This window comes from Streptomyces sp. NRRL S-455, from assembly GCF_000717875.1.
Taxonomy (GTDB): domain Bacteria; phylum Actinomycetota; class Actinomycetes; order Streptomycetales; family Streptomycetaceae; genus Streptomyces.
In genome coordinates, this window is sequence record NZ_JOCT01000004.1 from 110239 (window position 1) to 124385 (window position 14147).

Consider the following 14147-nt stretch of genomic DNA (forward strand, 5'->3'; position numbering starts at 1 on the left):
GTCATGTCGCTCCTCCTTGGGGCGGGGTTGGCGGGGCGGGATGGGCGGCGGCGCGGGTGCCTCCGGCGCGACGGCGTCACCGTGTGTGCTCCTGTGGTGCGTGGGCCGAGGCTCTGGTCAGCTTGCGGATCGCGTGGACCAGGAGGGCCAGGGCCGCAGCTCCGCAGGCGAGGGAGGGGACGCTGTCGGCGCCCCAGGTGGTGACGAGCGTTTCGACGGGGGTGGCCAGGAAGCCGCAGCCGGGGAGGCGGGAGGTGAAGACCGTGGCGAGGGCGGCGGCCTGGACGGTGACCGTCGCGGTGAGGACCACGGCGGGTGCGTAGGTGAAGCCGTGGGTGGTGAGGAGGCGGGCCAGGAAGAGGAGGGCGCCGAGGGTGAGGACCTCCGCAAGAGCCGCGGGTTCGCCCAGGGCTTTGCTGCAGAGGATGAGCAGGACCGCCAGAGCGCCCAGGAACAGAACGACGGCGCCGAGCAGCAGCGGTCGTACGGCCGCGGCGAAGTCCTCCAGGCCTCGGCTCACCCCCAGCTTGCGGCGGGCGCGGGCGGTGAAGAGGTGGGCGATCCAGGCCGCGGGCGCGCAGGCCAGGGTGAGGGCCAGGACGGGGGCGGCAGTGAGCGGCCAGGGGCCGTCGGCCATGCCGTCGGGCAGGCCGTCGGGGCCTCCGGCGACGGAGCTGACGAGCAAGCCGTCACCCAGGAGGGAGTAGGCGACGAGCCAGCAGGTCCACAGGGTGGTCCGGCGGGGGGTGGTGCGGTCGGTCGGGCCGAGGGGGCCTCGGCGCACGGCGGCGCGGAGGGCCAGGGCAACGGCGAGCACGCCGGCTGCCGCCGCGATCTGGCGTGACCGGCCCTGGGTGAGGTGCAGGGCCGTCACGGCGGCGGCGCACAGCGTGCCGGGCAGCAGCGTCAGGAGGGCCCACTCGACGCGGGCCCGTGGAGCGGTGGGTGTGGCGGGCGGAGGGGCGTCCTCCCCCCGGGACACCCGCGCGTACATCTCCTCCGCCAGGGAGAAGACGTCCCGGTGCCGGAAGCGGGCGGCGGTCCGGTCGGTGATGCCGTGCGCCTCCAGACCCGCCGCGATCTCGAGCGGGTCCACCGCGCGCTCGCACAGCTCGCGGTGACGGTGGATCAGCGCCTTGACCGGATCGGCGGCACCTCGCCGCGGAGGGGAGGGCTTGCGGTCGGTGGCGGTCACCACGGCGCACGACTCGCCGTCCGTGGCAGTCACGGGGGCGCGCGACTCGCCATCCGCCGCGGTCACCACGGCACGCGACTCGCCGTCCGTGGCAGTCACCACGGCATGCGACTTACGGCCCGTTGCGGTCACCGCAGCACCCGGCTGGCGGTGGGCGGGCGTCACCGCAGCGCCCGGCTCGCGGTCGACAGCCGTCTCCGAGGCAGGAGGGGCCCCGGCTGCCCCGGGGCCAGGCTCCTGTTCCGAGCGTGTTCCCCGCATCCCCGGGCGGGCCGGGGTTCCGGGACGGTCCAGTTCACCCGAGTCGTTCATCGTGCTGCCTCCGGGGCGGGGACGGAACCGGTGGCCCGTACGGGGCTGCTCGCCGCCCGGCCGGGGCCGTCGGCGGTCGGTCGGGGCGTTCGGGCAGCCCAGCGGACCGGGACGTGGGCCTCGGCGGGAACCGCGAAGGGCAGCGGCTCCCCCGCCCCGTCGAGGACGCCACGGCGGACGGGCGTCCGCGAGACGATCTCCAGGTAAATGCCGTGAAATGCCTCGATGTTCTGCTCGACCGTGAACAGTTCGAGAGCGCGGGCGCGGGCGGCGGCACCCAGGCGCGCACGGCGCTCGGGATCGCGCAGCAACGCCACGCACGCCTCGGCGAGCGCCCGCGGATTGCGCGGTGGTACGACGAGCCCTGTGCCCCCGATGACCTCGGCGACCGCGCCGACATCGGTCGACACCGTCGCGCGTCCGCAGAGCATGGCCTCGACCAGGCCGATCGGGAAGCCCTCGACGACGCTGGAGAGGACGGTCACCGCGCCGACGGCGTAGGCGTCGGCGCGGCCGGGGAGTTCCGGCCCGCCGGTCTCCTCGAACGACACCGGGTTCTCGCCGTCGGCGTGCGGGCCGTCGGCCTCGTCGGGGAAGAACTGGGCGGCCAGTGTCCGGCAGTGGCCGAGGTAGGCAGCGCCCTCGGGGCCGACGGCGGTACCGACGATGCGCAGTCGCGTCCTCGGCTCCTGTCTGCGGATCTCCGCGAAGGCGTGCAGCAGTGAGACCAGGTCCTTGGCGGGCTCGACGCGCCCGACCCAGACGAGCGTGTCAGGGTCGGCGTCATCCGGGAACTCGCCCACCTGCGCGAAGGGACGGGCGTCCATGCCGGGGTAGACGGTGCGGATCTTCTCGCGGTCGGCGCCGCAGCGCTCCTGCCAGCGGCGGGCGTGGGTGTTGCCGGCCGTGACGACCACGGCCCGTTCGTAGGTTTCGGCCGCGAGCCCGGCCTGGAAGGCCGCAAGCAGGGACCGTACGGCGGGCGGGGCGTCCGGGGCGGTGAGGTAGTGCGTCCGCAGGCGCACCCCGTACTCGGTCACCAGCAGGGGCACACCGGAGAAGTGGCGGGCCAGCAGGCCGGGCAGGGCGGCCGTACCGCCGGACGCGGCGTGGCAGAGGTCGACCGCGCCGAGCCCGTCGTCCTCGTACCAGTCGAGGGAGAGCGGACGCAGGGCGCGGTCCAGGTGGGCCGCGACGGCCAGCAGATCGGGTACGCGCGCCTCGCGTGCCGCGCGGTGGGCGCCGGGCGCACGACAGGCGCGTTCCAGCGTGCGCACGGCGGCCTCGGAGCGGAGGGCTCCTGCCAGTGCGCCTTCTTCACGGGCGAGTTCGGCCAGCCCGTACAGAGCGTTGCCGAAACGGTCCGCCTCAGGGGTCGACGCACCCCCGGAAGCTCCGCACAGCACGGCCGCCAGTTCGCCGAAGCACTCGGTGAACCGCCGGCGGGCGCGGCGGCCCAGAACCGGTTTGTCCTCCTCGGACGCCCACAGCGGTGCGGTGCGCACCCTGCGCACATGCGACGGCAGCGGGATCCAGCCCTCGTCCTCCTGGTGTTCGCTGCGGCTGAGCGCGTAGACGTCGAACTCGTGCTGTGCGAGCCCGCGCACCAGCCGGTCGCACCAGAGCCTGGCGTCACCGCTCACGTACGGATAGCCACCCTCCGTAAGCAATCCGATGCGCACGAGTGCACCCCCGATCTCCCGGTTGGGGAGCCGCCGTTGTCCCGGCGGCTCGCAGCGGGACGAACGTATGCGGACAAGGCGGTGGTGCGACGGACGGTTGTCCGTCGCACCACCAAAAGGGGTGAACGGTCGTAACTTTCCTGTGCGGGTCGCGTTCCGTCGCGCTAGGAGATCACCGGACGCGGTCGGCGCGAGGCACGCCACACCCGCGTGTGACGCCTGTCAGCTCCCGGGGTACGGCCAGGGGTTGGGCAGGCAGTGGATGCCGTCGTGGTCGATGAACTTGGTCTGCTGCTGCATGACCGGGGCGAGGCCGCCGTCCTTGTCGCAGGTGACGTGGCCGTAGCCGAGGCGGTGGCCGACCTCGTGGTTGATCAGCATCTGCCGGTACGCGTGGATCTTGTCACCGTAGGTCCGTGAGCCCTGCGCCCACCGGTATGCGTTGATCATCACGCGGTCGGTGGCGGCCGAGTCGCAGGAGACGTTGTCCACGGTGGTGTCCAGGCCGGACTTGGCGCACCAGTCGGCGGTCGTGCCGGGGCTGGCGAGAGTGATCACGAAGTCGGGTCGGCCGGAGTAGACGCGCTCGAAGGTACGCGCGCCGTCGTGGGCCCAGCTGCGCTGGTCGTTGAGCGTCTTGTGCACGGCCTCGGCGAAGAGTTCGGCGTCGAGTCCGAGCCCCTGCTCCACGTCCACGCGGTAGGTGAACTTCTGCCCCGTCCCCGGCGCTTCGGCGATGCCGGGGACGGCGTCGAACTTCCCCGAGCCCTTGAGCTTGGCACCGAGCGGGTACGTCCTGCCCATCTTCTCGTCGTACGTCAGCGGTGCCGCGCCCGGTTCCGGGGCGAGCGCGCGACCGTCCGCGCGGGACGCGGAGTCCCGGACGTCGCGGGCCTGGTCGGTGGCGGACTGCGACTGCGACTGCGCGTCCGCACCGCCGCGACCGTCGGCGACCTGGCCGGCGACGACCACGGCCAGCACCGTGGTGACGGCGGCGGCCGCGATGCCGGTGAAGGTACGGCCCTTGGCGCCCTTGCCCGGCGCGGGTGGGCCGGTGGGGTGCGTGTCGTCATCGTCCACCCCGTCCGAGCGGAGCCCGGCCGCGGGGCCGTCGCTCCAGTCCGTGACGGAGGCGTAGGCGTCCGCCGCGTGCGCGGAGGCGGGCGTGCCGGGCGTGAAGACGTCGTCCTCGTGGAAGGCGTCGAGGTACTCCTGCCGGGGCCCGGGCACGGGCGCCCGCCGCTGTCGCGGTATGGCCGTGCCGCCGGTGCCCCTCAACTCACCCCAGCCACCGCCGGCTTCCCGCTGCTCGGGGTGGCCTCCACGGGCTTGCGGGAAGCCGTGCGCAGGGGTGCCGCCGGAGGTGCCGCCGGAGGAGCGGGGCCCCCCGTGCGTGTCCCCGCGGTCGGGCAGGCGGGGAACACCGTGTGCCGGTGTACCGTCCGGAGGCCGCGGAACGCCACGCGCCGGCGTCCCGTCCGGGAGCCATCCGTCGGGCAGACGTGGTGCCCCGTGCGGCGGCGTGTCGCCCGGTGCGGCGGACCGTGGCCCCGGTGTGCGGCGCGGGGCCCCACCCGGCGGCGGCCAGCCGGTCTGCCCGGTGCGGGGCGGGGCCGTGCGGCCTCCCCGGCTCGTGTCCGGCGCCTGACTCGGCCCTGGCCTCTGTGCCGGCCCGGCCCGGCCGTCCGGTACTGCGGTTGTGTCCGCGTCGTCGCCCTTGGCGACGGGCCCGCGGCGGCTGTGGCGTCCCACGTCGCGCCTCAGCCCCCCATGCTCTCGTCGGTGCGTTCTTCGTCGACGGCCTCTTCACCGGCATCCGCCCGGCCCGGCTCCGCCGCGCACGTGGCGCCCCGAGCCTGCCGTGCCCGCCGCGTGCCCGACTCTCCCGCATCGTCGAGGAGTTCACGAAACGCCATGGCCACCGTCTCCGGGTACTCCATCATGGCCACGTGCCCCGCGTCGGGCAACGTCACCAGACGCGAGTCGCGGAAGGCCCGGGCCGCCTTCTGCGCCATACGGAAGCCGACGAGCTGGTCACGGCCGCCGTAGACGAGGAGCGTCGGCGCGAGGACCCGTTCGGCCTGGCGCCACAGCCCCTGCTGGCCGCCCAGAGTGTACGCGTTGACTATCCCGCGCGCGGACCGCGCCATCGCGTCCCAGAAGTACGGCAGCCGCAGCCGCCGCTCCATCTCCTGCACGGCGTTGCGGAAGCCTTCCGGCGTGACCCGCCCCGGATCCCCGTAACACAGCGCCATCACACCGCGGACCCGCTGCTCCGCCGTCCACTCCCGGGTGAGCCGGGTGAACAGCAGGGCGACGCCGGGAACCGCGAGCAGGCCCGTCGGTACGGCTGAGCGCTGCACTCGGATCTCGGGCAGCGCGGGCGACACGAGCGTGAGCGTTCGGACGAGGTCAGGCCGTACCGCTGCGACACGAGTGGTGATGGCGCCGCCGAGCGAGTTGCCGAACAGGTGCACGGGACCGCGTCCGGTGGCGTCGAGGTAGCGGATGACCGCGCGCGCGTGGGCCGTGACGGAGTAGTTGCCGTCGTCCGGTGGCGGGGAGTCCCCGAAGCCCGGCAGGTCGAGGGCCTCGTTGTCCACGACGTCGTCCAGCAGCGGCATCAGCGCCGACCAGTTCTGCGACGAACCCCCGAGCCCGTGCACATACAGCGCGGGAGGCAGCCCCTCGCGCGCCGGGCGCCTCGACCGCACCGTCAGCGTGACACCGGGAAGTTCCACCGACCGGAGCCGCTCGCCCTCCGCGACCCTGACGCCCCCCACCTTCGGCAGCACGTTGGCGGGCGGCACGAAGGGCAGTTCGGTCGAAGACATGCGGCAATGTTACGAGACGATCACGTAGTGGTTCATGTGTTCGCCGTCACAGGAATCAGCCACTTGGGGAACGCGGGCTGGGCATACGAGAAGCAGTCAACGGGATGCGCACCGCGTCACATCTCGGACGCGGATCGCATAGCGTCCGGATCGGGTGTCTCCTAGGCTCGTGCAGAGGGCACCCGCGTGTGGACCCTGCATCCCCAGGGACGTTCGTAGGAAGGGAAGCCCAGCATGGCCGTAGACCCCACCGACCCCGAGACGTTCGAGGCCGAGAACGCGCCGGAAACGCCGGAGTACGACGTCGAGGCCCCCGATGCCGACGCGGCCGAGCAGCACGCGGACATCACGCCGGACCGCGACGACCCGCTGACCGGCGTCGACCCGGGCCACGCCAACGAGGCCGACCTGGCGGAACAGGCCCGGATCGTCTCGCTCGACGAGGACGACTACCGGTGACGAAGGCCGCCGAGGGCGGCACGGAGCACCACTGAGCAGGAAAGGAGCCGCATTTTGCCCGCTCTGCCCCTGTTTGAAACCTTCTCAGCCACTTTCGTAACCGTCCGGTCCGTGAAATTCTGCGCTCTCACCGCGCACACCACGGTTACCGAAAAGTACGATGGCGACGCGGCCAGATCCGCACGTGGACGACTATGGGAGGCGGCGTGACAGCCATCGAGCAGACAGAGGCGGTTCGCCCGCGGGGCACACGCCTGCCGCGCCGTGCCCGACGGAACCAGCTCCTGGGCGCCGCCCAGGAGGTCTTCGTGGCCCAGGGCTACCACGCGGCCGCGATGGACGACATCGCCGAGCGGGCCGGCGTCAGCAAGCCGGTGCTCTACCAGCACTTTCCGGGCAAGCTCGACCTCTATCTCGCGCTGCTGGACCAGCACTGCGAATCGCTCATCCAGTCCGTACGGCACGCGCTGGCGTCGACGACCGACAACAAGCAGCGCGTGCGCGCCACGATGGACGCCTACTTCGCGTACGTGGAGGACGACGGCGGTGCCTTCCGCCTGGTCTTCGAGTCGGACCTGACGAACGAGCCCGCCGTGCGCGAGCGCGTCGACAAGGTCACCAACGAGTGCGCGGAGGCGATCTGCGACGTCATCGCCGAGGACACCGGCCTGTCGCGCGCGGAGTCGATGCTGCTCGCCTCGGGTCTCGGCGGCCTCGCCCAGGTGGTGGCGCGGTCCTGGCTGCACAGCGACCGCAGCGTGCCGCGCGACCAGGCCGTGCAACTGCTCGCCTCGCTGGCATGGCGCGGCATCGCGGGCTTCCCGTTGCACGGAACCGACCAGCAGCACCACTGACGGCTGCTTTGTTCCCGCCCGGTGTTCGCTCGTGGCGTTCTCGGGCGGAGCATGCGGATCCCCTCACCGGGCTAATGTGTGCTGCGTACGGCGCGGAAGGTCGCGCACATCACTGACCGTCGGAGGGACATAGCCGTGGAGGTCAAGATCGGCGTGCAGCACGCGCCCCGCGAGATCGTTCTGGAGAGCGGCCAGAGCCCCGAGGAGGTCGAGCGCGTGGTGGCCGAGGCACTGGCCGGGAAGTCGCAGCTGCTCAGCCTCGTGGACGAGCACGGCCGCAAGGTCCTGGTCCCGGCCGACCGTCTCGCCTACGTCGAGATCGGCGAGCCGGCCCCGCGCAAGGTGGGCTTCGGCGCGCTGTAGGCGCAGGCGCGAACGGGGCGGGACGGCTACCGGCCGTCCCGCCCCGTTCGCGTTTCCCCACCTCTCGCGTCAGTGCCCTTGCGGCATGCGGGGTTCTCCACGGGTGGAGCACACCCCGCTCACAGGGGTGGATTGGAATCCGCAGGTCAGGGGTAAGACGGGCTACGACCGATTTGAGCAGGCCGGCCATGTGGGAGGGACCCCGACATGCTCCTGGAAGCGCTGAGCTCCGCGATCCTCGGCCTGGCCCTGGCATGGGCGGCCACGCACCGCCTGGCGCACCGTCTCCCGGCCCGCCCGCTGGTCCTGTCGACCGGCGTCGCCGGAGCCCTGTTCGGGGCGTTCGTGATGCACAGCGCCCTGGAGGCCGGGCATCTGCTGGTGGTCCTGCTGGGCGCGGTGATCGTCTCGGTGGCCTCGCTTTCCCTGCTGCTGCGTCCCACGGGGCGCATGCGCCGACGATCAGCGACGGCGTAGCCGCGGGGCCTGTGGGACGCGCGGTTCCCCGCGCGCCCAGTCGGCAGCGGTCCGCCGCCGCGACTCCACCGGAGAAGCACCCTTCGCCGACGGCTACGCGGCCAAGCCCAGCGCGGCCATCCGCTTGGTGTGGGCCTCGGTGATCCGGGAGAACATCTTGCCGACCTCGGCGAGGTCGAAGCCGTCCGCGACGCCGCCCACCAGCATGGTCGACAGCGCGTCCCGGTCGGCGACCACCCGCTGGGACTGCGAAAGGGCCTCGCCCATCAGCCGCCGCGCCCACAGCGCGAGCCGCCCGCCCACCCGCGGGTCGGCGTCGATCGCGGCACGCACCTTCTCCACGGCGAAGCCGCCGTGCCCGGTGTCGTCGAGCACGGCCAGCACCAGACCACGGGTGTCGGAGTCCAGCCGCGCCGCCACCTCGCGGTAGAAGTCGCTGGCGATCGAGTCGCCGACGTACGCCTTGACGAGTCCCTCGAGCCAGTCCGACGGGGCCGTCTGCTTGTGGAAGCCGTCGTATGCCGCGACGAACGGCTCCATCGCCCGCGTCGGCTCCTCACCGATCTCCGCGAGCCGGCCGCGCAGCCTCTCGAAATGGTGGAACTCGGCCGACGCCATCTTCGCCAGCTCCGCCTTGTCCTCCAGCGTCGGCGCCAGCTTGGCGTCCTCCGCGAGCCGCTCGAACGCCGCCAGCTCCCCGTACGCGAGCGCGCCGAGCAGGTCCACGACCGCGGCGCGGTACTGCGGGTCGGCGGAGGCCGACGCCCAGTCCCGGGCGGCGACTCCGGTGTGTTCGGCGGGGGCGGTTTCCGAGGCGTTCCCAGGCTTGTCAGAGCTCGTCATGCAGCGCACAATAGCCCGCCCGCCGGGAGGCGTAAGGCCGTGGTCAATCACTGTGACGACGACTACGTGACCAAATCGGCCATCGCGTGTGCGGGATTCCGGGGTATGGTGGTAATGCGCCTGCTGGTACGTCGACGTACCTCGACAGGCCGCACGTATGAGGATGCCCGGTCGGTGGCCCGATCGGCTCCGACCCGACAGCCCTCACCGGCCGTACGGCACTTGCGTACGAGACCCGGAGGGGGACACCCTCAGCGGCACGAGCGCTAGAGCGTCGGCGCGGTCCCGTGCTCTACGGCCCGCCCGTAGGCAGCCGACGTCCCCGGCACGGTCCGACAAGACCCCCGCGCTCGCCTCGCGCCGCCCACACAGAAGAGGCAGCACCCTGACTACGACGTTCCGAGAGCTCGGAATCCTTCCCGAGACCGCCGAGGCCCTGGAGGCCGTCGGCATCATCACCCCCTTCCCCATCCAGGAGATGACGCTTCCCGTGGCCCTGTCGGGCACGGACGTCATCGGCCAGGCCAAGACCGGCACCGGCAAGACGCTGGGCTTCGGCCTCCCGCTCCTCGAGCGCGTCACCGTCCCCGCCGACGTCGAGGCCGGACGCGCCAAGCCCGAGGACCTCACCGACGCCCCGCAGGCCCTCGTGGTCGTCCCCACGCGCGAGCTGTGCACACAGGTCACCAACGACCTCCTGACGGCCGGCAAGGTCCGCAACGTCCGCGTGACGGCGATCTACGGCGGCCGGGCCTACGAGCCCCAGGTCGAGGCCCTCAAGAAGGGCGTCGACGTGGTCGTCGGCACCCCGGGCCGGCTGCTCGACCTCGCCGGGCAGAAGAAGCTGAACCTGAAGCACGTCAAGTGCCTGGTCCTCGACGAGGCCGACGAGATGCTCGACCTGGGCTTCCTGCCCGACGTCGAGAAGATCATCAACATGCTGCCGGTCCGGCGCCAGACCATGCTGTTCTCGGCCACCATGCCGGGCGCGGTCATCGGCCTGGCCCGTCGCTACATGTCGCAGCCCACGCACATCCGTGCCACGGCCCCGGACGACGCGGGCGCGACGGTCGCGAACACCAAGCAGTACATCTACCGCGCGCACAACATGGACAAGCCCGAGATGGTCGCGCGCATCCTGCAGGCCGAGGGCCGGGGGCTGGCCATGGTCTTCTGCCGCACCAAGCGCACCGCGGCCGACCTCGCCGACCAGCTGAAGCAGCGCGGCTTCGCCTCCGGCGCGGTCCACGGCGACCTCGGCCAGGGCGCCCGTGAGCAGGCGCTGCGCGCCTTCCGCAACGGCAAGGTGGACGTGCTCGTCTGCACCGACGTCGCCGCCCGCGGCATCGACGTCGAGGGCGTGACCCACGTCATCAACTACCAGTCGCCCGAAGAGGAGAAGACGTACCTGCACCGCATCGGCCGTACGGGCCGCGCGGGCGCGAAGGGTACGGCGATCACGCTGGTCGACTGGGACGACATCCCGCGCTGGCAGCTGATCAACAAGGCGCTGGAGCTGGACTTCAACGACCCGCCGGAGACGTACTCCACGTCCCCGCACCTGTACTCCGACCTGGGCATCCCCGAGGGCACCAAGGGCGTCCTGCCGCGCTCGGAGCGCACCCGCGCCGGGCTGGACGCGGAGGAACTGGAGGACCTGGGTGAGCCGGGCGGCCGGGGGCCGCGCGGGCGCGGAGGCCGGGGTCGTGGTGACCGGGACGAGTCCCGGTCGGCCGACCGCGAGCGCCCGTCGCGCACCCCGCGGCGCCGTCGCCGCACGCGTGGCGGGGCCCCGATGGACGGGGCGCCGGACTCCGCCGCCACCACCTCGCCGGAGACCACGGCCACGGACGGCGCCGCCGAGGCGGAGGCCGTCACAGCACCTCGCACCCCGCGTCGCCGTCGCCGCACCCGCGGCGGTGCACCGGCCGGGTCGGCCCCGGTCGCGGCGGTCGAGTCGTCCGCCTCCGCGCAGGCGGAGAACGCCGTGACGACGGCGGAGGGCACGAGCCCGAGCGCGGAGGTGTCCGAGGCGGCGAAGCCGCGTCGGCGCCGTACGCGCAGGTCGGAGACGCCGGCGGTGGAGGCCGAGGCCGCGGTGACGCCGTCGGCCGAGCAGCCTGCGGCCCCGGCGGACGCGGAGGCCGCGGAGGCCGCGCCGGTCACGACCGCCCCGGAGACCGCTGAGCCCGAGGTGTCCGCCACCAAGCCGCGCCGCCGCACCCGCAAGACCACGGCGGCATCCGCTGCCGAGTCGGCGGTCGCCGCGGCCGAGGGCACCGTGGAGCCCGCACCGGAGCAGACGGAGACCAAGCCGCGCCGTACCCGCAAGACGGTGGCGCAGTCCGAGGCCCCCGCCGACACCGCGGAGGCCTCGGAGGCCAAGCCGCGCCGCACGCGGAAGACCACCGCAGCCGCCGAGGCCGCCGTGGACACCGCCGAGGCCACGGAAGCCAAGCCGCGGCGCCGCACCCGCAAGGCAACCGCCAAGGCCGAGGCAACCACCGAGGCCGAGGCGAGCGTCGACACGGCCGAAGCGACCGACGCGAAACCGCGCCGTACGCGCAAGACGGCTGCCACGGCTCCGGACCGAGGCCAAGCCGCGCCGCACGCGGAAGACCACCGCAGCCGCCGAGGCCGCCGTCGACACCGCCGAGGCCACGGAAGCCAAGCCCCGCCGCCGCACCCGCAAGGCCACCGAAACCGCCGAGATCCCCGCCCAGGCCGGACAGGAGCCGGAAACCGCCGAGGCCAAGCCGCGGCGTGCCCGCACCGCGGAGCCCACGGAGGGCTGATGCTCACCCGACGGCCCGGTCCCACCCAGCGTGGGGCCGGGCCGTCGGCATTCCCCGCGGTGCGGGCCGTCACGGATGCCGCCCGTGGACGCACGCCCCGGACCGGACCCCCACCCGCTACCCTCACCCCGTGACCAGGCCCCCCACGTTCGCCCCACCCCCCGGCGCCCGCGCGTACGCCCTGCGCACGACCCGAGGCGAGTTCGCCGTCGTGGACTCGTCGCCCGACGCCGGCGCGGAGGTCAGGGGCGTCGCCCTGCTGCTGCCCGGGTTCACGGGCAGCAAGGAGGACTTCGGGCTGCTGCACGAGCCGCTCGGAGCGCGCGGGTACCGGGTCGTCGCCGTGGACGGCCGGGGACAGTTCGAGTCCGACGGGCCGGTGGACGACGAAACCGCCTACGCGCAGCGGGAGCTGGCGCTGGACGTGCTCGCGCAGGCCGAGGCGCTCGGCGTGCCCGTGCACCTCATCGGGCACTCGCTCGGCGGGCAGATCGCCCGTGCGGCCGTACTGCTCGACCACTCCCCCTTCCTCTCCCTCACCCTCGTCTCGTCGGGCCCGGCGGAGATCTCCGTATCGCAGCAGCAGCGTGTGAAGCTGCTGCGGGACGCGCTCACCGTGATGTCGATGGAGAGGGTGTGGGAGGCCATCCAGGCGATGGGGCCTCCGGAGGAGGTCGGCGGGCCCGCACGCGGCCTCGGGGACCAGGAGCAGTTGCGCCGCCGCTGGCTGGGCAACAAGCCCGCCCAACTCCTCGCCACCGGGCGCCAGTTGTGCACCGAGCCGGACCGTGTCGCCGAACTCGCCGCCGTGCCGCTGCCGTTCCACGTCCTGTCGGGCGCGCACGACGACACCTGGCCGGTGGCGACCCTCGACGACATGGCCGTACGACTGAACGCGCGCCGCACGGTCGTCACGGGAGCCGAACACTCCCCGAACGCCGACCAGCCACTGCCGACCGCCGAGGCGCTGGCCGACTTCTGGGACAGCACCCGGAAAGACGGCTCCCCGCTCTAATCCTGCGTCCGCTCCAGTACTGCGTCCGGCTCTAGTACTGCGTCCGCAGGTGCTCCCAGAAACCGTCCCGCAGCGCACGCCTGAGGTCCGCCTGCCCGCGCAGCGAGTACTGGAGCAGTCCCTCCGCCTCCACGAGCAGGTCCTGGTCCACCGAGCCCGGCAGGTAGGGGTGTCCGGGCAGCAGCTCGACCAGCGTGTCCCGGCCGCGTGCCGCGAGCCACTTCGCCGCGATCTGCGCGCCCACGAACCGTACGTCCTCGCGGGTGGGGCGGCCGGTGGTCGTTTCGAAGGCGGGAGCCGTGCGGCGGGAGACGTACGGCTTGAAGAATTCGAGGTCGAAGGTGCGCTGGCTGTCGACCTCCCAGAGCAGCGGCTCCGCCTGGTTGCGGCCTTCCGGCGCCTCGATGCCCCAGAGGTGGACCCGGGCGCCGTACCCCTGGGCCGCCTCCACCGCCGACACCAGGTCCTCGTCGCCGCCGAGCAGGGCCGCGTCGCTGATCGCGCGGTGCCGGGCGAGGGACTCGAGATCGCTGCGGATGAGCGAGTCGACGCCCTTCTGCTGGTTGTTGGCGTTCAGGTTGCCCAGCCGGACCTTCACGTCGGGCAGCTCCGCGATGGTCTGCTGCTCCGCCGTGTGGATCCGGCGGCGGGCGCCGTCGTACCAGTAGACCCGCAGCAGCCTGCTGTCCGCGAAGATGGTGCGGGCCCTGTCGATGAACGCGTCGATCAGGCCCTCGGCGTCCAGGTCGAAGGCCCGGCGGTCCTCCGTTCCGGCGACGAGCCGCCCCGCGGCCGCGTACAGGTACCCGGCATCGACGAAGATCGCATGGGTCGAGGGTGTCTTCGCCACCTCGGCGAGCATGCGCTTGAGCAGCTCGTTGGTGCGGTCGATGCGGTCGCTGAGCACCGCGAGGTCGTCGTTCATCGTCTCCATTGTCCTGGCGGTCACGCTGCGAACACAACTGATCCCGATCGGTCCCGTAACGGCACTCTTACGGCTCGGTAATTAGACGTTCGAAAAATTTCCTTAGCGTAGGGAATGTTTGAACGGTCCAGCCCTGTTGACTCATATGGAACACCGGGGCACCTCAGCCTCGTGGGCCTTCCGCCAGCAGTTCTCCTTCAGGAGGATCACCAGACGAAGGGAGAAGCCCTTGCGCTTCGAAATCATGCACCTCGACGATGTCGACGGCACGCCCGTGGACACGACCGTCGTGGACGCCGCCTCCGTCAACCGCATCGTTCAGCAGGCCGCCGCCATCGGGCAGCGCCTGTGGATCCGCCCGGCCGAGACCACGGTCTCATAACGCGCGCGGCT

Annotated in this window: 13 protein-coding genes; 7 read left to right on the forward strand and 6 right to left on the reverse strand. The window is 72.7% G+C overall.

Translation table 11 applies throughout. The annotated features are described in order from the left end of the window. Nucleotides 1-76 precede the first annotated feature (76 nt). From IE97_RS0106100 to IE97_RS0106115, 4 genes are all read right to left on the reverse strand, one after another. Entirely contained in the window at nt 77-1507 is a 1431-nt protein-coding gene (locus IE97_RS0106100) for a hypothetical protein (RefSeq protein WP_420706059.1), read from the reverse strand. After that, nucleotides 1504-3189 (reverse strand): DUF3492 domain-containing protein, encoded by a 1686-nt coding sequence (locus IE97_RS0106105; protein WP_030232445.1) that lies wholly within the window; start codon nt 3187-3189, stop codon nt 1504-1506. The genes IE97_RS0106100 and IE97_RS0106105 overlap by 4 nt, the downstream gene beginning before the upstream one ends. A 222-nt stretch (nt 3190-3411) precedes the next feature. Continuing rightward, nucleotides 3412-4941, reverse strand: coding sequence for a DUF3152 domain-containing protein (locus IE97_RS0106110; protein WP_030232449.1), 1530 nt, complete (start codon nt 4939-4941; stop codon nt 3412-3414). An 8-nt stretch (nt 4942-4949) separates the two neighbouring features. Further along, nucleotides 4950-6023 (reverse strand): alpha/beta fold hydrolase, encoded by a 1074-nt coding sequence (locus IE97_RS0106115; protein ID WP_030232452.1) that lies wholly within the window; start codon nt 6021-6023, stop codon nt 4950-4952. A 234-nt stretch (nt 6024-6257) separates the two neighbouring features. Between IE97_RS0106115 and IE97_RS0106120 the strand changes: the two genes are divergently transcribed. From IE97_RS0106120 to IE97_RS0106135, 4 genes are all read left to right on the forward strand, one after another. Beyond that, nucleotides 6258-6482 carry a hypothetical protein gene (locus IE97_RS0106120; RefSeq protein ID WP_030232454.1) on the forward strand — a complete coding sequence of 75 codons (225 nt, stop codon included), beginning with the start codon at nt 6258-6260 and terminating at the stop codon, nt 6480-6482. Between the two features lie 206 nt (nt 6483-6688). After that, nucleotides 6689-7336, forward strand: coding sequence for a TetR/AcrR family transcriptional regulator (locus tag IE97_RS0106125; RefSeq protein WP_030232457.1), 648 nt, complete (start codon nt 6689-6691; stop codon nt 7334-7336). A 135-nt stretch (nt 7337-7471) separates the two neighbouring features. After that, a complete protein-coding gene (locus IE97_RS0106130; protein WP_030232462.1) occupies nt 7472-7699 on the forward strand; it encodes a DUF3107 domain-containing protein in 228 nt (75 codons plus the stop codon). A gap of 207 nt (nt 7700-7906) precedes the next feature. After that, on the forward strand, nt 7907-8176 hold the full coding sequence (locus IE97_RS0106135; RefSeq protein WP_030232467.1) for a hypothetical protein: 270 nt from the start codon (nt 7907-7909) through the stop codon (nt 8174-8176). A gap of 93 nt (nt 8177-8269) precedes the next feature. On the opposite strand, the gene IE97_RS0106140 is transcribed toward IE97_RS0106135, so the two are convergent. Then, a complete protein-coding gene (locus IE97_RS0106140; RefSeq protein WP_030232470.1) occupies nt 8270-9019 on the reverse strand; it encodes a ferritin-like fold-containing protein in 750 nt (249 codons plus the stop codon). Nucleotides 9020-9497: 478 nt separating this feature from the next. On the opposite strand from IE97_RS0106140, the gene IE97_RS38235 reads away from it, so the two are divergent. Together IE97_RS38235 and IE97_RS0106150 are read left to right on the forward strand one after the other, a co-directional pair. Then, nucleotides 9498-11948: a DEAD/DEAH box helicase gene (locus IE97_RS38235; RefSeq protein WP_420706060.1), complete on the forward strand. Its 2451-nt coding sequence runs from the start codon at nt 9498-9500 to the stop codon at nt 11946-11948. Continuing rightward, on the forward strand, nt 11945-12829 hold the full coding sequence (locus IE97_RS0106150; protein ID WP_030232475.1) for an alpha/beta fold hydrolase: 885 nt from the start codon (nt 11945-11947) through the stop codon (nt 12827-12829). Before IE97_RS38235 ends, IE97_RS0106150 begins: the two co-directional genes overlap by 4 nt. A gap of 31 nt (nt 12830-12860) precedes the next feature. Here the strand turns inward: IE97_RS0106150 and IE97_RS0106155 are convergent, their stop codons facing one another. Further along, entirely contained in the window at nt 12861-13754 is an 894-nt protein-coding gene (locus tag IE97_RS0106155) for an NYN domain-containing protein (protein WP_037834904.1), read from the reverse strand. Between the two features lie 229 nt (nt 13755-13983). On the opposite strand from IE97_RS0106155, the gene IE97_RS41320 reads away from it, so the two are divergent. Then, the gene (locus tag IE97_RS41320; RefSeq protein WP_106975312.1) at nt 13984-14136 is read left to right on the forward strand and encodes a hypothetical protein; all 153 of its coding nucleotides are present in this window, start codon (nt 13984-13986) and stop codon (nt 14134-14136) included. Nucleotides 14137-14147: the final 11 nt, after the last annotated feature.

Coding starts and splice junctions, on each gene's coding strand:
- IE97_RS0106135 (WP_030232467.1), top strand. CDS start 7,907: ATGCTCCTGGAAGCGCTGAGCTCCGCGATCCTCGGCCTGGCCCTGGCA.
- IE97_RS0106100 (WP_420706059.1), bottom strand. CDS start 1,507: ATGAACGACTCGGGTGAACTGGACCGTCCCGGAACCCCGGCCCGCCCG.
- IE97_RS0106140 (WP_030232470.1), bottom strand. CDS start 9,019: ATGACGAGCTCTGACAAGCCTGGGAACGCCTCGGAAACCGCCCCCGCC.
- IE97_RS0106155 (WP_037834904.1), bottom strand. CDS start 13,754: ATGAACGACGACCTCGCGGTGCTCAGCGACCGCATCGACCGCACCAAC.
- IE97_RS38235 (WP_420706060.1), top strand. CDS start 9,498: ATGACGCTTCCCGTGGCCCTGTCGGGCACGGACGTCATCGGCCAGGCC.
- IE97_RS0106120 (WP_030232454.1), top strand. CDS start 6,258: ATGGCCGTAGACCCCACCGACCCCGAGACGTTCGAGGCCGAGAACGCG.
- IE97_RS0106115 (WP_030232452.1), bottom strand. CDS start 6,023: ATGTCTTCGACCGAACTGCCCTTCGTGCCGCCCGCCAACGTGCTGCCG.